Genomic DNA, 21,939 nt, shown 5'->3' with positions numbered 1-21,939 from the left:
GAATACACCATCAGCGGTGCTGCTCCAATTATGAAACGCGCCCCGGAAATGCTGGTTGTGAAATCAATCCGGCAGATTTGCCGGCACGTCGCGCACATGGTCTAGTGCATCTGGATGAGGCGCGGCTACCACCATGGTTGAGCGCTGCGGCGCCGGCGCCACCGGCCGCGACGGGCTTGCCACCACCCATCGGTGGGGAGCAGGCCGCGCGGCGGGATGATGGCGCCGGCCGCCCGGCTCAGCGTACCCAGCGGCCCGGGCGCATGACCCAGCCGTGCGGGCCGCGTACCCAGCGCTCGGGCACATAGCGGTAGCCCACGCGCTGCGGCTGCCAGTAGCCGCCGCGCCAGGCGTAGCGCCCGCCGCGCGCTTCCCAGTGGCCCGGCACCCAGACCTGGCCGCGGCGCGCGGCCGGGTGCGGCTCATAGCGCGGCGGCGGCGGCGGATGGCCGTAGCCGCGGGCGACCGGCGCCTGGTGGGCTTCGGCAGGGGCGGTCAGTCCGAAGGCGCCGCCCGTGGCAAGGACGGCTGCAGCAAGCAGGAGTTGGCGTTTCATGGAGGGCTCCTTTGGGCGGTGGCGGAATTCAGTAGTGGTGATGGTGGTGGCGCGGCGGCGGGCCGCCGCGCGGGGGCACCACGATGCAGGCGGAAAGCAGTGCGGCGGTGGTAGACAGCAGCACCACCAGCGAGAGGGCTCGTTTCATCTTGGCTCCTGGCGGGATCGCGTTGGACACGGCTTCAATGTAGCGGCCGGCGGCCGCGCTGCGCGCTTGCACTTGTAAGCCTGTCTCACATGGGGCGACGGCTCGAGCCAGCCGCCGCAGCGCCCGCATGCCCCTCCGGAAACCCTTGCCAGGCAAGGCTTTGCGGGCAACACGGCGGATCCGTCGATCGGCCCGCGCGCACCGCGTCGAAGGTAATGTGACGTTACATGGGAAATAAATCTCGCAAGACGGGCGGGCTGCGTGCGGCCGCTACGGTGTCCAGGCCGGCCCCGGCGGGCACGCAGAAACGGGTACGCAATGGCAATGCGGCGCGTCGGCATGAGGCGCCGCCCGGACGCGATGGGCTATACCAGTGAGAAGTGGCCACGGATGCGGGAAGGAGGCGCCATGCCGGTCATGCTTATCGTGCTTGCCCTGCAATGGCTGCAGGGCCTGTCGCCGCCCGCCGCGGCCTTGTTCGCGCTGCCGCAGGAGCGGGCGCCGGCGGATGCCACGGCCGTGGTGGAGGCCGCGCCGGCCCGCTGACCTGCAGCTCGCGCCGGCTGACGGCCAGCCTGGAATCTGCCGCGCGCCGTCAGCTTGACCGGGCCGGTTTCATCCCGCCTGCCGCGCGCAGCCGGCGGGCGCCGGCAATGCAAAGGACGCGCCGTAGCGCGCCGGGTCCAGCCGCATGGTCAGCACGCCGACCACCGCCGCGCACGCCAGGTGGTACCACCAGCCCGTGGCGAAGCTGCCGGTGCGGGCCTGCAACATGGCGGTGATCCACGGTGCCAGCGACGCTAGCAGGAAGCCGCCGCCCTGCATCACCGCGCTCAGCGCGCCGGCGCTGTCGGCGTCGGGCAGGTGGTCCAGCGCCACCACCAGGTACAGCGCAAAGCAGCCGCCCAGGCCGGCGCCGCCGATCACGGCCCAGGCGTGCGGCGCGACCTCCGGCCACAGCGCCAGCCCGGCGAAGCCGGCAACCTGCATGGCCAGCGCCAGCGCCATCCACGCGCGCCGGTCCAGGCGGCGCGCCGCCAGCGTCGGCAGCAGCAGCGCCGCGGCGGCCTGCGCCACCGCCATCAGCGCCACCAGCGAGCCGCTGGCCGGCGCGCTCCAGCCATGGCTCTGGTAGAACGGCGCCAGCCACGCCACCAGCGAGGCATAGCCGCCGTTCATCACGCCGAAGCTGATCATCAGCAGCCAGGTGCGCGGGCGCCGCAGCAGCGCGCGGGTCTTGCCGGCGGCGATGGGCGGGCGCCCAGACGGCGCGGCCGGCGCCAATGCCTGCTCGCGGGCCGGCCCCCGCGGCAGCGCCACCCACGCCAGCGCCAGCGCCGCCAGCGCGGGCACGGCCCAAAGCGCCAGCGCCTCGCGCCAGCTGCCGGCCAGCTCGGTCACATAGGGCGACAGCTGCGCGCCCAGAGCGCCGCCGCCCATTAGCGCGGCCGAATACAGTCCCATCACCGGCGCCACGCGCGCCGGGAACTCCTGCTTGACCAGCCCCGGGCACGCCGCCTGCACCACCGCCACGCCCAGCCCGCACAGCGCCGCCGAGGCGATCAGCCAGGTCCCGCCGGCCACGCCCAGCCGCAGCGCGCAGCCGGCGCCCAGCAGGGCCAGCGCGCCCAGCACCGCGGCGCGTGCGCCCAGCCGCGCGCGGATCGCCGGGCCGAAGAACGCGCCCACTCCCATCAGCAGCATTGGCAGCAGCGTCAGCCACGCCATGCCCTGGTAGCTCAGGCCGGTGCCGCCACGGATGGCCGGCGCCAGCGGCCCGACCGCGGTCAGGAACGGCCGCAGGTTCAGGCCGATGCCGGCCACGGCCGCCAGCACCAGCCAGCGCGGTGGAGCAGGGCGCGGCGGGCGCGCGCCCTCAGCCACGGCGCGGGCGCATGCCGTAGAGCTGCGCGGCGGAGAGGTCGACCGCCACCCGCGTCAGCGGTAGCGGCGGCGGGTCGAGCGGCAGGCGCAGCGCCTGGTAGGCGGCCTCGCTCGACATGCCGTAGGGCGCGGCATCCTGGTTGTCGAAGGCGTAGTAGACCGCTTGCACCCCGGCCATGGTCATCGCCGCCAGGCACATCGGGCACGGGTGGCCGCTGGCATAGACCACGCTGCCGCGCAGGTCGGGCCGGCCCAGCTTGCGCGCGGCGGCGCGCACCGCCTCCATCTCGGCATGGGTGGTGGGGTCGTGGCTGTGAACGATGTCGTTGACGCCGGTGGCGACGGCTTCGCCGTCGAGCACCAGCACGGCGCCGAACGGGCGCGCGCCGCGGTCGCGGTTGGCCACCGCGAGGCGCACCGCCTCGCGCATGAATTCCTGGTGAGTGGTCATGGTTGGCAGAAAAAGTGGGTACATGCTCGCGTGCAACGCGGCATGGTACGTGGAGTCGGGGCGATGGCGCCCGGACGCAGGCCGGGGCATCGTGCCGAAACTCTACGCCGGCGCTTGGTAATTGGGAAATTAAATGATGAAATCGCCCGCAGTGGAAAAACCAATGGATACGCCGCCATGCAGGACCCTCGTCTTGACCCCGTGCTGCTGCAGAGCTTTGTCGCCGTCGCCGAGAGCGGCAGCTTTACCCGTGCCGCGCAGCGCGTGCACCTGACCCAGTCCACCGTCAGCCAGCAGGTGCGCCGGCTGGAGGAGCAGCTGGGCTGCGTGCTGCTGGACCGGGGCGGGCGCTATGTCACCACCACGCCGGAAGGCGAGCGCCTGCTGGGCTATGCGCGCCGGCTGCAGCAGTTGATGGCGGAGGCGGTCGGGCAACTGCGCCAGAGCGCCGGACAGGGCGAGATCCGGCTGGGCGTGCCCGAGGACTTTGCCGCGCGGCCGCTGACGCCGGTGCTGGCAGGGTTTGCCGATGACTGGCCGGGCATGCGGCTGGAGGTGACCAGCGGCATGAGCCACGAGTTGTGGCAGCGCTTCCAGGACCGCGAGCTGGACCTGGTGCTGGTCAAGCAGCGCACCGGCCAGGCCCAGGGGCTGGCCAGCTGGCCCGAGCCGCTATGCTGGATCGACAGCCGCAGCCGTCCGGCGGTGGCACGAGACCCGGTGCCGCTGGTGGCGTTCCCGGTGGGCGGGCTGTACCGCGGCGAGATGACGCACGCACTCGACGCCGGCGGCCGGCGCTGGCGCGTGGCCTTTGTCAGCGCCAGCCTGGCCAGCATCCTCGCGGCGGTCGCCGACGGCCTGGGCGTGACGCTGCTGCCGCGGCGGCTGGCCACGGCGCATCACACCGTGCTGGAGCAAGGCTGGCCCGGCGCGGTGCCGGATATCGAACTGAGCCTGCACGCGCAGCCGGACCTGCCGGCCGCGGCGCGCGACATGGCGGCGCGGCTGGCCGCGTTGTGCGAGACCGTGATGGCGGCCGGCGCGCCGCCTGAGCTTCAGCCGAAGAACTCGTTGTAGTAGCGGGTGCAGGTGCCGGCCGGGCGGAAGGTGTAGGGCAGCTCGGCCATTGCGGCGGCTTCGAGAGAACCGAAGGGAATGTCCGGGGCGGCGAGCGGGGAAACGTCTGCCGTGCTGTCGTGCTGGGTCTGCGCCGTCGCGGCGCGGGCGGGGGAGGGCGTGGTCATGTCAGGGCTCATGCAATCGGGCCGGGCGGGCACGGTGGCCTGCCCGGCAATGTCGGTCCGGCGTTGTCAGCGCCAGTGGCCATCGTAATGCTGCGCTGCGGCGAAGTCAGCCGCCCCGGCCTCAACACACTGTTGCACAAGCGCGCCCAATGCAAGGGCGCGGGATCGCGGCGGCTTGCCGCCGCATGTGGCCCGCGGGCCGCCGCCGCGGGCAGTGCCAGGGTCTATATTTGGCGGAGAGACTGCCTGCGCTGGCCGTCCCCGTCCTCCCATGGAAATCGCCATGTCCCTGCCCCCGTGCTTTGCCGACCGCCGCGAGGCGGGCCAATACCTCGGCCGCCACCTGGCCGGAATGGGCTTTGGTGCCGCGCAGCTGGGCCAGCCGCCGCTGGTGCTGGCGTTGCCGCGCGGCGGCGTGCCGGTGGCGTTCGAGGTGGCGCGCGCGCTGGACGGGCAGCTGGACGTGCTGCTGGTGCGCAAGATCGGCGCGCTGGGCTACCCGGAGCTGGCGCTCGGCGCGGTGGTGGAGGGCGATGCCGGCGGCGGCGGACCGCACACGGTGGTCAATGACGACCCCTGGGCGCGGCGCGCCGTCGACAGCGGCAGCTTCGATGCCGAGCGCGGCCGCCAGCTCGACGAGATCGCCCGGCGCCAGCAGCGCTACCGCGGCGGCAAGCCGGTGCCGGCCCGCGCCGGACGGGTGGTGATCGTGGTCGATGACGGCGTGGCCACCGGTGCCACCATGCGCGCCGCGCTCGAAGGCGTGCGCATGGCCGGCGCGGCGCGCGTGATCGCGGCCACCCCGGTGGGCTCGCAGGACGGCCTAGCCAGCCTGGCCGCGGCCGCCGACGAGGTGATCTGCCTGAACACGCCGCCCAGCTTCGGCGCGGTGGGCGCGTTCTACCTCGATTTCAGCCAGACCAGCGACGAAGAGGCGCTGGCGCTGCTGCGCACACCGCCCGCGGCCTGAGCGGCCGCGCCGGCGTCAGTGCGGGCGGCCGCGTTCTCGCGCCAGGCGCGCCTTCAGGTGCGGCACCAGCCCGCCGGCGGCCAGGATCGCGCGCAGGAACGCCGGGATCGGCTCGCACGCGGCCACGCTGCCGTCGTCGAGCCGTAATTGTGCGGTATCCAGGTCCAGCACCGCGTGCGCGCCGTCGACGAGCCGGCTGGTGTCGGCACAGACCAGCACCGGCAGGCCCAGGTTGATGGCGTTGCGATAGAACAGCCCGCCGAACGATTGCGCCACCACCGCGCCCACGCCCAGTTCGCGCAGCGCCTGCGGCGCCTGCTCGCGCGAGGAGCCGATGCCGAAATTGGCGCCCGCCACCAGCACGTCGCCGGGGCGCACGCTGCCGGGAAACTCCGGGCGCACCGAGGCCAGGCAATGCCTGGCCAGCACCGGCAGCGGCGCTTTCATCAGCACGGCGGGGGCCATGGCATCGGTGTCGATGTTGTCGCCGAAGCGCCAGAGGCGGCCGGCAGGGGCGGGGGCGAGGGCAGAGGTCATGCGGGAAGTCTGTCCCGCCGGCGGCGGGCACGAGGTGGGGGCCGCGCGTTACTCCAGCAGCGTGCGCGGATCGGTGATGCGGCCGGTGACGGCGCTGGCGGCCACCGTCATCGGCGAGCCGAGCCACACCGCGCTGCCGGCGTCGCCCATGCGGCCCGAGAAATTGCGCGCGGTCGAGGCAATGGCACGGCTGCCGGCCGGGAAGCGCGCCGCGCCGTAGCCCGCGCAGGCGCCGCAGGCATTGGGCAGCAGCATCGCGCCGGCATCGGCGAGAATCCCGAGCGTGCCTTCCTGCTCGGCCTGCAACTGGTCGCGGCGCGAGGCCGGCGCCACCTGCAGCGTCACGCCGGCGGCGACGCGGCGCCCGCGCAGCACGCGCGCGGCCATGCGCAGGTCTTCCAGCTTGGCGCCGGTGCAGGCCCCCAGGTAGGCGATCTGCACCGGCTCGCCGGCGGCCCGGTCGACCGGCGCGCTGTTGGCGGGGGAGTGCGGCGCGGCCACTTGCGGCGCCAGCGTGGCGGCGTCGAAGCGGTGCGTGGCCAGCACCGGCGCGCCGGCATCGCTGCGCCAGTGGCCCAGGTCGATGGCGGCCAGCGTCTGTGCCGGCACGCCGGCCTGCGCCAGCCAGTCCAGCGTGACCGCGTCGGGTGCCACCAGCCCGGTCTGCGCACCGAGTTCGGTGCTCATGTTGGTGAGCGTCATGCGCTCCTGCATCGGCAGCGCCGCGACCGCACTGCCGGTGTATTCGAGCGCCTGGTAGCGTCCGCCGCCCATGCCCAGCGTCGCGCACAGGAACAGCATCATGTCCTTGGCGCACACCCCGGGCGCGAGCTGGCCGTCCCATTGCAGCCGGATGGTGTCCGGCACCCGCAGCCAGATCTCGCCGGTGGCGAGCACGCCGGCCATCTCGGTCGCGCCCACGCCGAACATGTACGCGCCGAAGGCGCCGCCGGTCGGGCTGTGGCTGTCGCCGCCGACGATCAGGCGGCCCGGCAGCACATGGCCGCGCTCGGGCAATACCACGTGGCAGATGCCCTCGGCGTCGATGAAGTGCGCGCCGGCCTGGCGCGTCCAGTCGCGCGTGAAGCGCAGGATCGATTCGGCCTGGGCGTCGCCGCCGGGCACGAAATGGTCGGTCACCACGACATAGCGCGACGGGTCCCAGACCCCGGTGCCAAGCTCTTGCAGCAGCGGCGCCACGCGGCGCGGGCCGCTGGAGTCATGCGACATCGCCAGGTCGACCTGGCAGATCACCACGGTGCCGGGCTCGGCATGCGCCAGCCCGGCGGCGCGTGCCACCAGCTTCTGCGCGAGCGTGGCGGGCACAGTGCTCATTCCGGCGACGCTCCCGAGTACTTGACCACGCCCGCCCAGCGCTTGACGTCCTGCTTCACGAACGCGGCGAAGGCCTCGGGCGGCGTGCCCATCGGCTGGGCGCCGTCGTTCTCCAGGCGCTTGCGCACCGCGGGGGTTTCCAGCCCCTTGCGCGCGGCCTGGTACAGCGCCTGCGTGGTCTCGTGCGGCATGCCGGCCGGGCCGAACAGCCCGAACCACGCGCTCGACTCGAAGCCCTTGACGGTATTGCCGATCGGCGCCGCGCCCGGGAACTGCGGCAGCGGCGCCGGGCTGGTCACGCCCAGCACCTTGAGCTTGCCCGCGCGCACGTGCGGCAGCACGTTGATGGTGCTGGCGAACATCAGGTCGCACTGGCCCGCCAGCACGTCGGTCAGCGCCGGCGAGGTGCCCTTGTACGGAATGTTGACGATGTAGGTGCCGGTCATCATCTTGAACATGTCGCCGGCCATGTGCAGCGACGAGCCGACCGAGCCGATGGCGAAGTTCAGCTTGCCCGGCTCCGAGCGCGCCAGGCGGATCAGCTCGGGCACGTTGCTTGCCGCCAGCCGGGGCGTGGCCACCAGCACGCTGGGCACGGTGGCGACCAGCGTGATCGGTGTGAAGTCCTGCACCGGGTCGAACGGCAGCTTCTTGTACAGCGTGGCGTTGATGGTATGGCTGGTGAAACTCATCAGCAGCGTGCTGCCGTCCGGCGCGCTCTTGGCGACCAGGTCCGCGGCGATATTGCCGCCGGCGCCGGGGCGGTTCTCGACCACCACCGGCTGGCCCAGCTCCTGCGACATTTCCTGCGCGATGGTGCGCGCCAGGGTGTCGGTGGTGCCGCCGGCCGGCGCGCCCACCAGGATCCGGATCGGCTTGCCGCCGGCAAGCTGCGCCTGCGGCTGGCCTTGTGCCTGCGCGGCCGCCGACAGCGGCAGGGCCAGCGCGCATGCGGCCAGCGTGCCGAGCGTGGCAAGGCGGCGCATCGTGGCGCGGCGCGGAATCGAAGGCGGACGGGTCAGGCTGGACGGACGGAACTCAGGCATGGCGGCGGCTCCTCGCTCGATGTGATCAGGGATGCGCAGTATGGCGCGGAACGCAGTCCGGCGCACCCCCGGCAACGCAAGCCCGGGCAATTCCCGCGGCGTCAGTCGCGCAGGCCCGGGCGGGTCTCGCTTTCCACCCAGACGTTGGCGCTGTCGACGCCGGCCGGCGACAGTTCCATCCGGTATTCGTAGCGGTCCGGGCGGTACTGTCCCAGCAGCAGCTGCACCGGGCGCCCGGACTGGTCCTTGACCACGCGGCGCACCGCCAGCAGCGCGCCGCCGACCGGCACGTCCAGCAGCGGCGCCACCACTACGTCGGCCAGCCGGGCCGACAGGACCTGGCTGGCCCGGCCAAGCTTGACCCCGCCCGCTTCCAGCAGGCGCAGCACCGGGGTCTCTTCCAGCGCCTGGCGCGTGATCGGCCGGCCCAGCGCCGCCGGCAGGTAGACCGTGATGTGCGACAGCGGACGGTTGCGGTAGTGGCGCACGCGCACGATCTTCACCACCGGGTCGCCCGGCTCGATCTGCAGCGAGTCGGCGACATCGGGCGTGGCATGGACTTCATCGATCGAGATCACCTTGACCGAGGTCTTCTGGCCCATGTCGATGATGTTGTCGAGCAGGCTGGTGCCGCGTTCCTCGCCGGCCGCCGCGGCCGGACGCACCGGATGCGGGTTGACGAAGGTGCCGAGCCCGCGGTGGCGGCGCACCAGCCCTTCCTGCACCAGCCGGTCGAACACGCGCCGCATGGTCACGCGCGACGCGTGGAACTGCTTGGCAAGGTCAATCTCCCCGGGCAAGGGGCCCTGGCCGAAGCGGCCTTCGACGATCTGCTGGCGCAGCACCACGTAAATCTGGTGATACAGGGGAACGACGGCTTCACTCATGGTTTCCCTTGTGGAGAGATGACAAGTCTGTAATGCCTCTAATGTACTTTAAATCAGACATGGGGCCTAGCGAGGATAAACGCTGAGGGGTTTGCGCAACAAGGGCCTGGCGCGGGCGCGAGGGCGCGCCGCGCTGCATCAAGGCAAGGTGAGGCATTGTGCCGGATTCGCCGCGTTGCGTCGCCGGCGCGCCGGCGGGCGGGCGATGCCGCGACCGCAGCCCGGCGCCCGCTTGCCCATGCCGCCAGCGTCGCGTCAAGGCGGCAATGTGGGCCGCCCCACACGAGCGGCGGCGGCGGCACCCCGGGATCCATGTTTCACCGCCGATACGTGGCCGGAGAATCAGGGCAAATCCCGAGCGGGCGCTGCAACGGCTTGAAAACCAAGGATTTTTTAACTGCCCCCGAGGGGCCCCGGAAACCCGATGGGACCCCTCTGTCACAGCAATGTGACATGTCCCCGGCGGCACATCGGCGCGGACCCATGTTGATCCGGCAAAACATCGGCCAGAGCCGTGCCCGGACCCGAGGTGGCCCTTGTAATACAAGGACTTGCCGCCGCGGGTGACGAAGCTGGCACCGATTATGCGCAGGGCAGGCTGGTTTGGCCGCAAGCCTGACCTGAACCTCCGGCCGCGCGCTCGTCGATGAGTGCCGGCCAGGAGCTGAGCCGCTGTGACTGTGAAATCCTCCTGGGAGCATCGTATGAACAAGACAATGCTGGCGTCGGCGATTGCCCTCGCCTTTGCTGGTTCGGCGTGGGGTAACCCGACCAATACCAACACGGATGGCTGGAACCATCAGACCGCCACCGCCAATTCAACCCAACGGGGCGCCGGGTCCCTGGCCAATGAGAACTCGACGTCCAACCAGGACAACTCCGATCACAGCACCAGCACCCGCACCACTACCATCGACGTCGACAAGTCGCAGACCAACTCCAACAACCGCACCGCGACGGTTGCGGTCGACAAGTCGACCAATGACTCCAACAACCGCACCAACTCCAACAACAAGAGCAAGACCAACTCCGACAACCGCACCCGCCTGACGCTGGACCAGGGCGGGCTGGGCAATGCCGCCGCCAACGCGGGCAATGCCTCGTCGAGCATCGCCAATTCCTTCAACACCAGCAAGGCGATCGCGGTCAGCAAGCTTAGTGGCCAGGTCACCGGCAACACGGTCGCCAACATCGGCAACGTGGCCAGGAACACCGGCAATGCCAACGGCGGCGTCGGCTACGGCGGCAAGGGCGGCACCGGCGGCAACGGCGGTACCGGTGCGGGCGGCGTGGGCGGCAACGGTGCTGCCGGCGCGGTCGGTGCGGTGGGCGCCAAGGCCTTCGCCTACAACGGCGGTGCGCGCGCCGGCGATGCCACCACGGGCAGGGCCGTGGGCGGCGACGGTGGCGACGGTGGCGCCGCGATCGGCTGGGGCGGCGATGGTGGCAGCGCCTATGGCAAGGGCGGCAGCGCGCTCAGCGCCGCGGGCAGCCAGGGTGGCAGCGGTGGCAGCGCCACCGGCACCGGCGGCGGTGCCCTGAGCGCTTCGCTCGGCGCGGGTGGCCGTGGCGGCGGCGCTGGCGCGATCGGCGGCGGTGGCCTGGGTGCCAGCGGTGCCCTCGGCGGCCTGGCCGGTTCGGCCGGCGGCGCGGGCGGCAGCGGCGGCGATGCCAACGGCCGCGGCGCGGACGCTGGCGGTGCCGGCGGCGCCGGTGGCGGGTCCGGGGCAGCCGGTACCAACACGGCCGGCGCGGGTACGGGCACGGGCGGTGGCGCGGGTGCCACCGGCGGGGCGGGCGCTTCCGGCAGCTCCAGCGCGGTCGCGACCGGCGGCGCCGGCAGCGGCACGGGCGGCGCGGGCGGCTCCAGCGGCGCGAGCTCGACCGCGACGGCTGGCACGGGCACGGCGACCGGCGGTGCCGGCGGCGCGCAGAGCAGCACCGGCGGTGCCGGCGGCGCGGGCGCGGCGGCGACCTCGGGCGCGGCCACGGCCATGGCCTCGAACGGCAGCGCCACCGCCGGTGACGGCGGCGACGGCGGCAACGGCGGCAATGGCGGCAGCGGCGGCGCGGCCACTGGCGGTACCGGTGGCATGGGTGGCGTGGGCAACGGCGGCGCCGGCGGTACCGGCGGCAACGGCGGCTACAACCTGGTCGACGCAGGCACCTTCAACATGTCCAACACCATGACCAGCGTTGGTCAGACGGCGGCGGGCATCATGATGGCCAGCCAGAACAGCGGCGTGGCCTCGCTGGTGCAGCAAAGCGTGAACGTGCAGGCCAACCTCAACGTGGGCGGCAGGTAAGACGCGCAACGCGGCCGGATCCCGCGCAAGTCCCGGGACCGGCCGGCGGTTTCGCAGTCATGCCGGCAGGACCGGCGCCCGCATCCTGTGTGCGGGCGCCCGGGCCCTGTCATGCCTACGCAAGCCAAGTTGCCATGCAGCCGAGTGGAGAGAGTCGGCGCATCGGCAGGGGGGAACACCATGCAACCGGTCCGCTTCGCCGTCGGCACTTGTGCCGCGGCATTACTCGCCTGGCCAGCATTGCCGGCCCACGCGGAGCCGCCAGGGCTGGAGGCCGCCATGGCCGCGGCGCGCGCGGACGCTGCCGCGCCCACCGCAGCCGCGGCAGCCGAAACCGCGCCGGCACCAACACCGGCCGCGCTGTTCGCCGGCGCGGCCAGGGCCGTGCCCGTGTCGCGGCTGGATGATGTCCGCGGCGGTGCGGAAGTCACCGTCAACGATATGCGCCTGCACGGCACCGTGGCCGACAACGCCGCGGTCAACACCTTGTCAGGCACCAACCACATCACGGAAGGCGCGTTCTCGAATGCGGCGGGGATTCCCACCGCGATCCAGAACTCCGGATCGAACGTGCTGATCCAGAACGCCACCATCGTCAACGTCCAGTTCAAATGATGAAGCCGCTGCGAATCCTGCTGGCGTGCGTGCCGTGGCTGCTGGCCACGGCGCACGTGCCATGCGCGCAGGCGGCCGACGCCGCGATGTACGGGCCGGTGGGCGAACCCTACAGCGTCAGGGTCACCAGCATCCGCGAGGCGCGCTTCAAGTCCACCATCCGCCAGCAGTTCGACTTCAGCTGCGGCTCGGCCGCGGTGGCGACGCTGCTGACATACCAGTACGGCCATCCGATCAACGAGGCCACCGTGTTCCAGAACATGTACCTCAACGGCGACCAGCAGAAGATCCGCGCCGAGGGCTTCTCGCTGCTGGACATGAAGCGCTTCCTGGCCGCGCTGGGCTATGAGGCGGATGGCTTCGAGCTGCCGCTGTCGAAGCTGGAAGAAACGCAGGTGCCGGCGATCGTGCTGATCGTCGAGAACGGCTACCACCATTTCGTGGTGGTCAAGGGCGTGAAGGGGAACCGCGTGCTGGTCGGCGATCCGGCGCGCGGCACGCGCGCGATGTCGCGCGAACAGTTCGAGCGCATCTGGGACAGCCAGCTGCTGTTCGTGATCCACAACCGCACCGACCGGGCGCGCTTCAATGTCGCCGCGGACTGGCGCGTCGCGCCCAGCGGTCCTTACTGGATGGGCGTCAACCGGGACAACCTGTTCTTCACGGTCATGCCCCGCCATGGCGCCGGAGATTTTTGAGGAACGCATCATGTCGCAGATTTCCTTGCCGGCCCCGGCCGTGCCACGCAGCGCTGCCTCGGCGGCCGCGGCGATGGTGCTGGGCGCCGGCCTGGCGTACGCCGGCACGGCACACGCCGGCATGCCGCCGCAGCCCGGCGCGACCGATGCCGCGGCGCCGCCGGCGCACGCAGCCATGGCCGCGCGCGAGCGCGGCGACTCCTACCCTGTGGCTGCCGCGCGCGGCAGCATGGCCGGCTGGAAGCCGGTCGCCCATGAAAAGCTCGACGACATGCGTGGCGGCTTCGAGATGCCCGGGCTGCAGGTTTCGTTCGGTATCGAACGCGCGGTGTACATCAACGGCGATCTGGTGGTCGCTACCAGCATTAACATCCCAGACGTCAGCCGCATCACTGCGGACCAGGCCGCGCGGCTCGCCGCGACGCTGGGTCCAGCCATTGTGGCCAGCACCAATGCCGCGGTGGCCAACGCCCTGGCGGGCAATCCGGTCACGGCCGACGCCGCCGCGGCGATGAACGCCAATGGCGCCGGCGCGGCGGCATCGGCTTCGACTCCGGCTTCGGGTGGCGCGCAGGCGGGCGGCGCGGCTACGGCAGCGGCCAATGGTGGTACCTCTGCCAGCGCCAGCACAGCAGTTGCGGCGGGCGTGCCGACCACGGTCGCGAGTACCGCCACGGGCCAGGTCGTGACCAACGGGTTGCTGAACGTGATCCAGAACGGCCCGGGCAATGCCGCATCGGTGGGGGCACTGGCGGGTACGCCGGTGACCGTGATCCAGAACACCCTGAACAACCAGAGCATCCGGAGCCTGATGACAATCGACGCAAGCGTCAATACGCTGCAGGCCTTCCGGTCGCAACTGGCCAACACGGCGCTGAACAATGCGCTGCTGCGGGCCGCGAGCATGAGATAGCCATTAGCGAGGTAGCGGGCAGTACAGGTCGCAGGCTCCTGCATAACAGCCTGCCGTCCGGGGGAGGAAGACGTGATGAAGAAGCGGTCGATGCAGGGCATCCGCAATGCGGGATGCTCGACGTTGCTGTTGCTCGGCGGACTGGCGCAGGCCCAGACGCCGCCGGAGGCGGGGCCACCCGCGGCCGGACTGGAATCACTGCAGAGGGAACTCGCCGACCAGGCCAGCCAGCTCGATGCCATGAAGCGGGCGCTGGCCGAGCAGGAGGCAGTGATCCGCGAACTGCGCAGCGTGATCGGCACCGAGGTGCTGGCCGCCAAGCGCGGCGGACAGCGCACCGGGCCCGGCGTGATGCCGGCCGACAACGCCACCAATGCCGCCACCGCGGCGGCGGCCGCCAGTGCCACGCAGAGTGCGCCGGCTCTGGCCAACGGTCCACAACAAGTTATCGCCCAGGGACCGCAGCCCGGGGCGCAGCAGGGCGAGTCCGCCAGCCCGCAGACGGTGGCCATGGAAGAGCCCGTGGGCCGTCCGCCCGAGAGCGACCAGCGCCCGCCCGAGGTGGCACCGCTGATCGACCAGCCCGGGGTGCTGACCGGCGAGGGCAAGTTCGTGGTCGAGCCGGGGTTCCAGTACGGTTATTCGTCGAACAACCGTGTCGCGCTGGTCGGCTACTCGATCATCCCTGCGATCCTGATCGGGCTGATCGACGTGCGCGAGGTCAAGACCTCGACCTATATCGAATCGATCGCGCTGCGCTACGGCGTCACCAAGCGGCTCGAGATCGAGGCCAAGGTGCCGTACGTGCAGACCTCGGGCTCGACCATCAGCCGCGAGGTGTTCACCGGCACCGCCGTCGACAACGTGTTCAATTCCAGCGGCAAGGGCATGGGCGATGTCGAGGCGACGGTGCGCTACCAGCTCAACTACGGCAATGAGCGGATTCCGTATTTCGTCGGCTGGCTGCGCTACAAGTCCAACACCGGCAAGGACCCGTTCGAAGTGGTGACCGATTGCGTGACGCGCTGCGTGGGCAATGCCACCGGCACCGGCCTGCCGCTGGGGCTGCCCACCGGCACCGGCTTCCACGCGATCCAGCCCGGCATCACCTGGCTGCTGCCGACCGATCCGGCGGTGTTCTTCGGCACCTTCAGCTACCTGCACAACTTTGCGCGCGACAACGTCAGCCGCACCGTGCTGAACGGCGAGAAGGAAAACCTGGGAAAGATCGCGCCGGGGGACATCTTCGAGTTCAGCTTCGGCATGGGGCTGTCGCTCAACGAGAAGGCGTCGTTCAGTATCGGCTACGACCAGGCCATCATCTGGCCGACCAAGCAGAACGGCCAGACCGTGCCCGGCTCGGTGCGGGTGACGCAGGGCACCTTGCTGGTGGGGTATTCGTACCGCTTCAACAACCGCTATACCCTCAACCTGTCGGTGGGCGCGGGGCTGACGCGCGACACGCCCGACCTGCAGGTCAATGTGCGCCTGCCGATCACTTTCTGACGCGGCACGGCGCCTTCCCTGCGGCGCATTAGGCAGACGTGACGCGTGCCCCGCCCCGGCGGGACACGCGTGCGCGTCACATCCGCGGGCACCGTGCGCCAGCGCCGCAACGCGCCTTGCGCTGGCCCCATGAACGGCGTACAAAGAAATAACCCCGCGCCGCCAGCGGTACTTTCCGACCAGCCTCAACCTCACCGGTGGTGCGGCCTGAACAAGGAGAGAGACATGCGCAAACGCATCTTCTGGTTGTTGCCCGACTTGGAGAGTGCCCGACGCACCATGGACGACCTGCTGCTGGCCCGCGTCGAGAACCGCCACATTCACTTCGTGGCGCGCGACGGTGCCGACATGACCGGCCTGCATGAAGCCAACCTGTTCCAGACTTCCGACATCGTCCACGCGGCCGAAATGGGCCTGATGGTCGGCGGCGGCGTGGGCGTGGTGGCCGGCGTGGTGGTGGCGATGTTCCCCATCGTCAGCGACACCCCGCAGTGGGGGCTGGTCGGCGTGCTGGCGGTGCTGGGCGCGGTGTTCGGGGCCTGGGCCGCAAGCATGATCGGCAGTTCCGCGCCCAACAGCCGGCTGCGCGCGTTCGAGAAAGACATCGAGGCGGGCAAGATCCTGCTGATGGTCGACGTGCCGCGCTCCCGCGTCGAAGAAGTCGAAACCCTGCTGCGCAACGCGCACCCGGAAGCCAGCTTCGCCGGCGTCGATCCGGCGATACCGGCATTCCCCTGATCCGGCGCCTGCCGCCGCCCGGCGCCTCGCGGCGCCGCATGTCTCTCTGCGCGCGCCTGCGCGGCGCGCTCCGGCGCGCCACCTGCCGCGCGCCCCGGCCCGCACCGGAACCGCCCCCGGTTCCGGTGTGATGCCGCTGCAACACCCCCTGTTTTCCCGGTTTGCCCACGTCGGACGCATGCGGTACCTTGCGTGACGGCGCACGGGCGTTGTCCGCGGCGTCGCCACAAAATAACGAAAGCAGCCGTCCAGGCGGAGGGGGTCGAGACAATGAAGGCGAAATGGATCGCGTGCGGCGTGCTGGCCGCCACGCTGGGGTGGGCCGCGCACACCGCCCAGGCGGAACCGGGCGTGACCCGCAACCTCATCCGCATCGGCCAGTCGGCCGGCGTCACCGGGCCGGTGGCGGGCTCGGTCAAGGAGCAGATCGCCGGCGCGCAGGTGTACCTGCGCACGGTCAATGCCGGCGGCGGCGTCGCCGGCCGGCGCATCGAGCTGGTCACCTACGATGACGGCTTCGATGCCAAGCGCACGCCCGACAACGTGCGCAAGCTGCTCGACGAAGACAAGGTGTTCGCGCTGTTCATGGTGCGCGGCACGCCGCAGAACGAAAGCATCCTGCCCCTCATCGCCGCGCAGAAGGTGCCGCTGATCGCGCCGCTGACCGGCGCCATCACGCTGCACCGGCCGGTGAACCGCTACGTGTTCAACGTGCGCGCCAAGTACCAGGATGAAGTGGCGCGCGCGATCAACCACCTGGCGACGTCGGGCATGAGCCGCATCGGCATCTTCTACGCCAACGACGGCTTCGGCAAAGATGTGCTGGAAGGCTACAACGGCGCGCTGCAGGCGCGCGGTGTGCAGCCCGCGGCCATGGTCAATTTCTCCCGGCCCATGGGCGACATCAGCCAGGGCGTCGCGGCCATGCACAAGGCCAACCCGCAGGCGGTGCTGGTGATCGGCTCGGGCTCCGAGGCGGCGCGCGTGATCCGCGAACTGCGCCGCGCCGGCAGCGAGGCGCAGTTCGTCACGCTCTCCAACAATGCCGCCGATGCCTTTATCCGCGAACTCGGCGACGACGCGCGCGGCCTGATCATCACGCAGGTGGTGCCGGGCACCAATTCCAGCCAGATGACGCTGGCCAGCGAATACCGCAGCCTGGCGAAGCAGCAGGGCGTGGAGCCCTCCAACGCCGGCATGGAAGGCTTCATGTCGGCCAAGGTGCTGGTCGAAGGCCTGCGCCGCGCCGGACCCGACCTGACCCGCGAGCGGCTGGTCACGGCGCTGGAGGGCATGCGCGACTATGACCTCGGCGGCATCCTGATCAGCTACAGCGCGGCGCGCCACACCGGCTCGTCGTTCGTGGAAATGTCGATCGTGTCGTCCACCGGCAAGCTGATCCGCTAGCGCGCGGCGACGGGCCCGGAGCCGGCCGCTGCGGTATAGTCGCCCGCATGGTGACTCCTATCCCCTCCCCCGATTCCCGAACCCCGTTCGCGCTGCATGGCCGCGTGGCGCTGGTGACCGGCGGCGCGCAGGGCCTGGGCCTGGCGATCGCCGCCGGGCTGGCCGATGCCGGTGCCCACGTGCTCGTGGTGGCGCGCAATGCGCCGCGCGTGCACGAGGCCGTTGCCACGCTGGCGGCGCGCGGCGGCAGCGCCGAGGCGCTGGTGCTCGACATCACCGACGAGAGCGCCGTGGCGGCGGCCTTCGACCGCATCGATGCCGACCACGGCCGGCTCGACATCCTGGTGAACAATGCCGGCGCGCGCAACCGCAGCAATATGGCGCAGCTCGATGCCGGCGACCTGCGCGCCATGCTCGAGACCAACCTGGTGGCGCCCTACGCGCTGTGCCGGCTGGCCGCGCAGCGCATGCGCCAGGGCGGCTACGGGCGCATCGTCAATGTCAGCTCGATCGCGGGCCAGGTGGCGCGCGCCGGCGACGTGCTCTATCCAGCCACCAAGGGCGCACTGGACGCGCTCACGCGCGCCATGGCCGCCGACCTGGGCCGCCACGGCGTCACCGTCAATGCGATCGCCCCCGGCTACTTCGCCACCGAGCCGAACCAGCCCATGGTCGAGGACGAAAGCGTGGCCGAGTGGCTGCGCCAGCGCACCTCGCTGGGCCGCTGGGGCCAGCCGCAGGAGGTGGCCGGCGCGGTGGTGTTCCTGGCATCGCCGGCGGCGTCGTATGTCACGGGGCAGGTGCTGGCGGTCGACGGCGGCTATCTCGGGCACTTCTGACCCGGGCACTTCTTGCGCATCGCGCGCCGCTTGCGCGCCAGAGCGTACCCAATTCTGCGTGCCGGTCGCGCGTGCGATTCAGCGCCGCGCGGGCGCCTTGCCACCGCGGTAGAACGCCTGCAGGGCCTCGATCATCGCGGCGGCCGCGGCCGAATCGCCGCGGTCCCTGAGCCGCACCAGGCAGATATCGCGCACCAGCGACGGCAGCTGCAGCGGCCGGATCGCCAGTCCTTCGCGCCGGAACTGGAACAGCGCCAGTGACGGCACCGCGCTGATGCCGAGCCCCGCCTGCACCAGCGCCGCCACGGTCGCGAGGTGCTCCACCTCCATCACGCTGGCCAGCCGCAACGGATGCAGCGCGGCGTCCAGGTGCTGGCGCACGCTGGTCGTGCGCGACAGCTGGATGAACGGCAGCCCCGCCAGCATCTCCGGCGTGATGCGCCGCTTGCGCGCCAGCGCATGGTCCGCCGGGCACACCAGGTGGAAGGTGTCGCGCACCAGCGGCTCGACGCGCAGGTCGTCGTCCTGCGCCGGCGCGGGCGTCAGCGCGAAGTCGGCGCGGCCCTGCCGCACCAGCTCGATGCAGCCATCGGCAAGCTGGTCGAACAGTTCCAGCACGATGCCCGGATAACGCGCGCGAAACTGCGCCAGCAGCGGCGGCAGGTCGCCCCCGGCGAGCGAGGGCAGCGCCGCGATCGACACCCGCCCCTTGCGCCGCTCCGCGTGCGCGCGCAGGTCTTCGAACGCGGTCTCGAAGTCCGCCAGCAGCCGGCGCGCGGTCTGCTCGAAGCGCACGCCGTCGCTGCTCAGTTCCACGTGCCGCGTGGTGCGTTCGAACAGCCGGCTGCCGGCCTGCTCTTCCAGCGTCTGCACCAGCGCGCTGAAGGCCGACTGCGACAGGTGGCAGGCACGCGCCGCGCGCGTGAAATTGCGGTAGGTGGCCAGCGCCACGAAGGCGCGCAGGTGCTTGACCGACAGGTTCATGGCGCCAGCGGATCTATCCAGGAAGTCGATAGATTAATCCAAATAATCCGTTTTTTGGCTGGACCCGCTGACCCTAGAATGCAACCGACCTGCCCGACCCTGGTTTCCGACTTCTATCCCGACCATGACTGCTCCCTTGCTGATCGGCTCCGGCGCCGGCTTCTCCGGCGACCGTACCGATGCCGCGCTGCCGGTGGTGCGCACGCTGATCGCCGCGGCGCAGCCGGCCGCGCTGATCTTCGAGACCCTGGCCGAGCGCACGCTGGCGCTGGCGCAACTGGCGCGGCGCAACGATCCCGCGCAGGGCTACGAGCCGCTGCTCGACGCGCTGCTGGCTCCGGTCCTGGGCCTGTGCCTGCAACACCGCATTCCCATCGTCGGCAATTTCGGCGCGGCCAATCCACGCGCGGCGGCGCAGCGCGTGCGGCGGCTGGCGCAGCAACTGGGCCTGGCCGCGCCGCGGGTGGCGGTGGTGGAGGGCGACGACCTTTCCGACGCGGCCGGGCGCGCGCGGCTGCACGGCATCCTGGGCGACGCCTTCGACGCCGAACGCTTTGTCTGCGCCAATGCCTATATCGGCGCGCAAGGCATTGCCGACGCGCTTGCCGCCGGTGCCCAGGTGGTGGTGTGCGGGCGCGTGGCGGACCCGGCGCTGGCAGTGGGGCCGGCGATGGCGCACTTCGGCTGGGCCTGGGACGACTGGGACCGGCTTGCCGCCGCGACCATGGCCGGGCACCTGCTCGAATGCGGGGCGCAGGTCACCGGCGGCTACTTTGCCGATCCGGGCCGCAAGGAGGTGCCGGACGTGCACGCGCTGGGCTTCCCGATCGCGCAGCTCGACGCCGGCGGCGGCATCGAGATCTTCAAGGCCGCCGATACCGGTGGCTGCGTGGACCTGCGCACGGTCAAGGAGCAGCTGCTGTACGAGGTGCACGACCCGTGCGCCTACCTGACGCCGGACGTGGTGGCCGACATCGGCGCCGTCACCGTGGCCCAGCTGGGCCCGGACCGCGTTGCCGTGCGCAATGTGCGCGGCCACCCGCGCCCGGCGCAGCTCAAGGCCAATGTGTTCAGCCACGGCGGCTGGCTGGCCGAGGGCGAGATTTCCTACGCCGGCCCCAACGCCGCGGCGCGCGCGCGGCTGGCCGCCGACATCCTGCGCCGGCGCATGCGGCTGCTGGGCCACGACGCGCCGCTGCGCTTCGACCTGATCGGCGTGCTCAGCGTGCTCGCCGACGATGCCGGCGCCATGCTCGCGCAGCCCCAGCCGCACGAGGCGCAGGCGCAGGACGTGCGCCTGCGTGCCGCGCTGGCGCATGACGACCTGGCCGTGGCGCAGGCGCTGCAGCGCGAGGTCAACGCGCTCTATACCTGCGGCCCTGCCGGCGGCGGCGGCGTGCGCACGGCGCAGCGCGCACGGCTGAACGCGGTGTCGTGCCTGGTGCCGCGCGCCGCGGTCACGCCTGCCTACACCTTTATCGACTGAGGAGCCCGCCATGCCCGCTACCGCCGCGCTCTACCAGTTCGCCCACGGCCGCACCGGCGACAAGGGCGACCGTTCCAACATCAGCGTGATCGCCTATGACCCGCGCGACTTCGACCACCTGGTCGCGCACGTGACCGAGGACGCGGTGCGCGCGCTGTTTCGCGAGCGCCGGCCCGCGGCGGTCACGCGCTACCTGGTGCCGTCTCTGCACGCGATGAACTTCGTCCTCGACGGCGTGCTCGATGGCGGTGTCAACGATGCGCTCAATCTCGACACCCACGGCAAGGCGCTGTCGTTCCGCCTGCTGCAGCTCGAGATCCCGCTGCCGCCCCGGCTCGCGTCGGGGGCGTCGGAGCAGCCCTGAACCCTTGCTTCAACGATAACGATTTCGACAGGAGACCTCCATGCATCCGTTCTTCAAGCCACTGGCCGTTGCCGCGCTCGCGCTGATCCTGCCCGCGGGCCAGGCCTGGGCCGAGTTTCCCGACAAGCCGATCCGCTTCGTGGTGCCGTTTGCCGCGGGCAGCGCCACCGACCAGCTCGCGCGCGCCATCGGCCAGGCCATCACGGTGGACAGCAAGGTCACCGTGGTGGTCGACAACAAGCCCGGCGCCAACGGCTTTATCGCCGCGTCGGACGTGGCCAAGGCGGCGCCGGACGGCTATACCGTGCTGATCAGCACCAACACCACGCATGCGGCCAACGAACACCTGTTCAAGAAGCTGCCCTACGACCCGGTCAAGGACTACACACCCATCACGGCGCTGGGTCGCGGCGGCCAGATCATGGTGGTGAACCCGCAGGTGCCGGCCAAGACCGTGGGCGAGTTCATCGCGCTGGCACGGCAGCAGCCGGGCAAGCTCAGCTTCGGCAGCGGCAGCTCGTCGTCGCGCGTTGCCGGCGAGCTGTTCCAGCAGATGGCGCAGGTGCAGCTGCTGCACGTGCCGTACAAGAGCAACCCGCTCGCCATCACCGACCTGCTCGGCAACCAGATCCAGATGATGATCACCGACACCGCCACCGGCCTGCCGCAGGTCAAGAGCGGCAAGCTGCGCGCACTGGGCGTATCGGGCAAGGCCCGCTCGCCGCTGGCGCCGGAAGTGCCGACCATCGATGAGGCCGGCGTCAAGGGCTACGAGATGAGCTACTGGTTCGCCGCCTACGCGCCCGCGGGGACGCCGCAGCCGGTGGTGGCCAAACTCAACGCCATGATGGTGAAGGCCGCGCGCAGCGAGAGCGCCGCCGGCTTCTACAAGTCGACCGGTACGGAAGTCTTTACCAGCACGCCCGCGGAACTGGCGAAGTTCCAGTCGCAGGAGTCCGGCAAGTGGGGCCGCATCATCAAGGCGGCGAATATCCAGCCAGAGTAAAAACCGGGCAGCGCAAGCT

The 21,939-nt window shown here is 71.2% G+C and carries 23 protein-coding genes; 14 read left to right on the top strand and 9 right to left on the bottom strand.

All coding sequences use genetic code 11. The annotated features are described in order from the left end of the window. Window positions 1-238: 238 nt before the first annotated feature. Window positions 239-556, bottom strand: coding sequence for a YXWGXW repeat-containing protein (locus GA0116996_RS19340; RefSeq protein WP_092314860.1), 318 nt, complete (start codon window positions 554-556; stop codon window positions 239-241). A 556-nt stretch (window positions 557-1,112) separates the two neighbouring features. On the opposite strand from GA0116996_RS19340, the gene GA0116996_RS28305 reads away from it, so the two are divergent. Beyond that, complete coding sequence (locus GA0116996_RS28305; protein WP_165835185.1) at window positions 1,113-1,250, top strand: hypothetical protein; 138 nt, start codon at window positions 1,113-1,115, stop codon at window positions 1,248-1,250. Window positions 1,251-1,319: 69 nt separating this feature from the next. Here the strand turns inward: GA0116996_RS28305 and GA0116996_RS19330 are convergent, their stop codons facing one another. Beyond that, on the bottom strand, window positions 1,320-2,588 hold the full coding sequence (locus tag GA0116996_RS19330; RefSeq protein WP_092314857.1) for a cyanate transporter: 1,269 nt from the start codon (window positions 2,586-2,588) through the stop codon (window positions 1,320-1,322). Beyond that, on the bottom strand, window positions 2,581-3,039 hold the full coding sequence (locus GA0116996_RS19325) for a nucleoside deaminase (RefSeq protein WP_092314855.1): 459 nt from the start codon (window positions 3,037-3,039) through the stop codon (window positions 2,581-2,583). The genes GA0116996_RS19330 and GA0116996_RS19325 overlap by 8 nt, the downstream gene beginning before the upstream one ends. Before the next feature lie 177 nt (window positions 3,040-3,216). On the opposite strand from GA0116996_RS19325, the gene GA0116996_RS19320 reads away from it, so the two are divergent. Next, on the top strand, window positions 3,217-4,116 hold the full coding sequence (locus tag GA0116996_RS19320) for a LysR family transcriptional regulator (RefSeq protein WP_092314853.1): 900 nt from the start codon (window positions 3,217-3,219) through the stop codon (window positions 4,114-4,116). Here GA0116996_RS19320 and GA0116996_RS19315 read toward each other — a convergent pair. Continuing rightward, on the bottom strand, window positions 4,095-4,283 hold the full coding sequence (locus GA0116996_RS19315) for a hypothetical protein (RefSeq protein WP_092314851.1): 189 nt from the start codon (window positions 4,281-4,283) through the stop codon (window positions 4,095-4,097). The two genes, GA0116996_RS19320 and GA0116996_RS19315, sit on opposite strands and share 22 nt — an antisense overlap. Before the next feature lie 283 nt (window positions 4,284-4,566). Here GA0116996_RS19315 and GA0116996_RS19310 point away from each other — a divergent pair, with 283 nt between their 5' ends. Next, window positions 4,567-5,253 (top strand): phosphoribosyltransferase, encoded by a 687-nt coding sequence (locus tag GA0116996_RS19310; RefSeq protein WP_092315112.1) that lies wholly within the window; start codon window positions 4,567-4,569, stop codon window positions 5,251-5,253. 15 nt (window positions 5,254-5,268) lie between these two features. On the opposite strand, the gene GA0116996_RS19305 is transcribed toward GA0116996_RS19310, so the two are convergent. The 4 genes from GA0116996_RS19305 to GA0116996_RS19290 all read right to left on the bottom strand — a co-directional run bounded on the left by GA0116996_RS19305 (window position 5,269) and on the right by GA0116996_RS19290 (window position 9,058). Next, window positions 5,269-5,790, bottom strand: a complete 522-nt coding sequence (locus tag GA0116996_RS19305; RefSeq protein WP_092314849.1) for a LeuD/DmdB family oxidoreductase small subunit — start codon at window positions 5,788-5,790, stop codon at window positions 5,269-5,271. Between the two features lie 48 nt (window positions 5,791-5,838). Then, window positions 5,839-7,125, bottom strand: coding sequence for a 3-isopropylmalate dehydratase large subunit (locus GA0116996_RS19300; protein WP_092314847.1), 1,287 nt, complete (start codon window positions 7,123-7,125; stop codon window positions 5,839-5,841). Beyond that, window positions 7,122-8,171, bottom strand: a complete 1,050-nt coding sequence (locus GA0116996_RS19295) for a tripartite tricarboxylate transporter substrate binding protein (protein ID WP_092314845.1) — start codon at window positions 8,169-8,171, stop codon at window positions 7,122-7,124. The genes GA0116996_RS19300 and GA0116996_RS19295 overlap by 4 nt, the downstream gene beginning before the upstream one ends. A 101-nt stretch (window positions 8,172-8,272) precedes the next feature. Further along, a complete protein-coding gene (locus GA0116996_RS19290; RefSeq protein ID WP_062803991.1) occupies window positions 8,273-9,058 on the bottom strand; it encodes a GntR family transcriptional regulator in 786 nt (261 codons plus the stop codon). Between the two features lie 704 nt (window positions 9,059-9,762). On the opposite strand from GA0116996_RS19290, the gene GA0116996_RS19285 reads away from it, so the two are divergent. From GA0116996_RS19285 to GA0116996_RS19250, 8 genes are all read left to right on the top strand, one after another. Next, window positions 9,763-11,364, top strand: a complete 1,602-nt coding sequence (locus GA0116996_RS19285) for a hypothetical protein (RefSeq protein ID WP_092314843.1) — start codon at window positions 9,763-9,765, stop codon at window positions 11,362-11,364. Window positions 11,365-11,544: 180 nt separating this feature from the next. Continuing rightward, a complete protein-coding gene (locus tag GA0116996_RS19280; RefSeq protein ID WP_092314841.1) occupies window positions 11,545-11,979 on the top strand; it encodes a hypothetical protein in 435 nt (144 codons plus the stop codon). After that, window positions 11,979-12,677 carry a C39 family peptidase gene (locus tag GA0116996_RS19275; RefSeq protein ID WP_092314839.1) on the top strand — a complete coding sequence of 233 codons (699 nt, stop codon included), beginning with the start codon at window positions 11,979-11,981 and terminating at the stop codon, window positions 12,675-12,677. Before GA0116996_RS19280 ends, GA0116996_RS19275 begins: the two co-directional genes overlap by 1 nt. A gap of 10 nt (window positions 12,678-12,687) precedes the next feature. Beyond that, complete coding sequence (locus GA0116996_RS19270; RefSeq protein ID WP_092314837.1) at window positions 12,688-13,590, top strand: flagellin; 903 nt, start codon at window positions 12,688-12,690, stop codon at window positions 13,588-13,590. Window positions 13,591-13,665: 75 nt separating this feature from the next. Continuing rightward, on the top strand, window positions 13,666-15,096 hold the full coding sequence (locus GA0116996_RS19265; RefSeq protein WP_092314835.1) for an acetate kinase: 1,431 nt from the start codon (window positions 13,666-13,668) through the stop codon (window positions 15,094-15,096). Between the two features lie 225 nt (window positions 15,097-15,321). Continuing rightward, entirely contained in the window at window positions 15,322-15,834 is a 513-nt protein-coding gene (locus tag GA0116996_RS19260) for a DUF1269 domain-containing protein (protein WP_092314833.1), read from the top strand. Window positions 15,835-16,104: 270 nt separating this feature from the next. Next, window positions 16,105-17,241, top strand: a complete 1,137-nt coding sequence (locus GA0116996_RS19255) for an ABC transporter substrate-binding protein (RefSeq protein ID WP_092314831.1) — start codon at window positions 16,105-16,107, stop codon at window positions 17,239-17,241. A 47-nt stretch (window positions 17,242-17,288) separates the two neighbouring features. After that, window positions 17,289-18,080 (top strand): SDR family oxidoreductase, encoded by a 792-nt coding sequence (locus tag GA0116996_RS19250; RefSeq protein ID WP_092314829.1) that lies wholly within the window; start codon window positions 17,289-17,291, stop codon window positions 18,078-18,080. A gap of 78 nt (window positions 18,081-18,158) precedes the next feature. Here the strand turns inward: GA0116996_RS19250 and GA0116996_RS19245 are convergent, their stop codons facing one another. Then, on the bottom strand, window positions 18,159-19,064 hold the full coding sequence (locus GA0116996_RS19245) for a LysR family transcriptional regulator (RefSeq protein WP_092314827.1): 906 nt from the start codon (window positions 19,062-19,064) through the stop codon (window positions 18,159-18,161). Between the two features lie 124 nt (window positions 19,065-19,188). Here GA0116996_RS19245 and GA0116996_RS19240 point away from each other — a divergent pair, with 124 nt between their 5' ends. From GA0116996_RS19240 to GA0116996_RS19230, 3 genes are read left to right on the top strand one after another with little or no spacing between them, the layout of a single operon-like run. Beyond that, window positions 19,189-20,550 carry an acyclic terpene utilization AtuA family protein gene (locus GA0116996_RS19240; RefSeq protein WP_092314825.1) on the top strand — a complete coding sequence of 454 codons (1,362 nt, stop codon included), beginning with the start codon at window positions 19,189-19,191 and terminating at the stop codon, window positions 20,548-20,550. Window positions 20,551-20,560: 10 nt separating this feature from the next. Further along, complete coding sequence (locus GA0116996_RS19235) at window positions 20,561-20,914, top strand: AtuA-related protein (protein WP_092314824.1); 354 nt, start codon at window positions 20,561-20,563, stop codon at window positions 20,912-20,914. A 40-nt stretch (window positions 20,915-20,954) separates the two neighbouring features. Next, on the top strand, window positions 20,955-21,920 hold the full coding sequence (locus GA0116996_RS19230) for a Bug family tripartite tricarboxylate transporter substrate binding protein (RefSeq protein ID WP_092314822.1): 966 nt from the start codon (window positions 20,955-20,957) through the stop codon (window positions 21,918-21,920). Window positions 21,921-21,939 lie beyond the last annotated feature (19 nt).

The sequence above is a fragment of the Cupriavidus alkaliphilus genome (genome assembly GCF_900094595.1).
In the GTDB taxonomy this organism is placed as follows: Bacteria; Pseudomonadota; Gammaproteobacteria; order Burkholderiales; family Burkholderiaceae; genus Cupriavidus; species Cupriavidus alkaliphilus.
The sequence above is the reverse complement of the archived record's forward strand: the minus strand, read 5'-3'. Positions and strand labels throughout refer to the sequence as shown.

What these genes read in the sequence shown, in the direction of transcription:
- GA0116996_RS19340 (WP_092314860.1), bottom strand. Translation starts at nt 556, where the DNA reads ATGAAACGCCAACTCCTGCTTGCTGCAGCCGTCCTTGCCACGGGCGGC.
- GA0116996_RS28305 (WP_165835185.1), top strand. Translation starts at nt 1,113, where the DNA reads ATGCCGGTCATGCTTATCGTGCTTGCCCTGCAATGGCTGCAGGGCCTG.
- GA0116996_RS19325 (WP_092314855.1), bottom strand. Translation starts at nt 3,039, where the DNA reads ATGACCACTCACCAGGAATTCATGCGCGAGGCGGTGCGCCTCGCGGTG.
- GA0116996_RS19320 (WP_092314853.1), top strand. Translation starts at nt 3,217, where the DNA reads ATGCAGGACCCTCGTCTTGACCCCGTGCTGCTGCAGAGCTTTGTCGCC.
- GA0116996_RS19315 (WP_092314851.1), bottom strand. Translation starts at nt 4,283, where the DNA reads ATGACCACGCCCTCCCCCGCCCGCGCCGCGACGGCGCAGACCCAGCAC.
- GA0116996_RS19310 (WP_092315112.1), top strand. Translation starts at nt 4,567, where the DNA reads ATGTCCCTGCCCCCGTGCTTTGCCGACCGCCGCGAGGCGGGCCAATAC.
- GA0116996_RS19305 (WP_092314849.1), bottom strand. Translation starts at nt 5,790, where the DNA reads ATGACCTCTGCCCTCGCCCCCGCCCCTGCCGGCCGCCTCTGGCGCTTC.
- GA0116996_RS19300 (WP_092314847.1), bottom strand. Translation starts at nt 7,125, where the DNA reads ATGAGCACTGTGCCCGCCACGCTCGCGCAGAAGCTGGTGGCACGCGCC.
- GA0116996_RS19295 (WP_092314845.1), bottom strand. Translation starts at nt 8,171, where the DNA reads ATGCCTGAGTTCCGTCCGTCCAGCCTGACCCGTCCGCCTTCGATTCCG.
- GA0116996_RS19290 (WP_062803991.1), bottom strand. Translation starts at nt 9,058, where the DNA reads ATGAGTGAAGCCGTCGTTCCCCTGTATCACCAGATTTACGTGGTGCTG.
- GA0116996_RS19285 (WP_092314843.1), top strand. Translation starts at nt 9,763, where the DNA reads ATGAACAAGACAATGCTGGCGTCGGCGATTGCCCTCGCCTTTGCTGGT.
- GA0116996_RS19280 (WP_092314841.1), top strand. Translation starts at nt 11,545, where the DNA reads ATGCAACCGGTCCGCTTCGCCGTCGGCACTTGTGCCGCGGCATTACTC.
- GA0116996_RS19275 (WP_092314839.1), top strand. Translation starts at nt 11,979, where the DNA reads ATGAAGCCGCTGCGAATCCTGCTGGCGTGCGTGCCGTGGCTGCTGGCC.
- GA0116996_RS19270 (WP_092314837.1), top strand. Translation starts at nt 12,688, where the DNA reads ATGTCGCAGATTTCCTTGCCGGCCCCGGCCGTGCCACGCAGCGCTGCC.
- GA0116996_RS19265 (WP_092314835.1), top strand. Translation starts at nt 13,666, where the DNA reads ATGAAGAAGCGGTCGATGCAGGGCATCCGCAATGCGGGATGCTCGACG.
- GA0116996_RS19260 (WP_092314833.1), top strand. Translation starts at nt 15,322, where the DNA reads ATGCGCAAACGCATCTTCTGGTTGTTGCCCGACTTGGAGAGTGCCCGA.
- GA0116996_RS19255 (WP_092314831.1), top strand. Translation starts at nt 16,105, where the DNA reads ATGAAGGCGAAATGGATCGCGTGCGGCGTGCTGGCCGCCACGCTGGGG.
- GA0116996_RS19250 (WP_092314829.1), top strand. Translation starts at nt 17,289, where the DNA reads ATGGTGACTCCTATCCCCTCCCCCGATTCCCGAACCCCGTTCGCGCTG.
- GA0116996_RS19245 (WP_092314827.1), bottom strand. Translation starts at nt 19,064, where the DNA reads ATGAACCTGTCGGTCAAGCACCTGCGCGCCTTCGTGGCGCTGGCCACC.
- GA0116996_RS19240 (WP_092314825.1), top strand. Translation starts at nt 19,189, where the DNA reads ATGACTGCTCCCTTGCTGATCGGCTCCGGCGCCGGCTTCTCCGGCGAC.
- GA0116996_RS19235 (WP_092314824.1), top strand. Translation starts at nt 20,561, where the DNA reads ATGCCCGCTACCGCCGCGCTCTACCAGTTCGCCCACGGCCGCACCGGC.
- GA0116996_RS19230 (WP_092314822.1), top strand. Translation starts at nt 20,955, where the DNA reads ATGCATCCGTTCTTCAAGCCACTGGCCGTTGCCGCGCTCGCGCTGATC.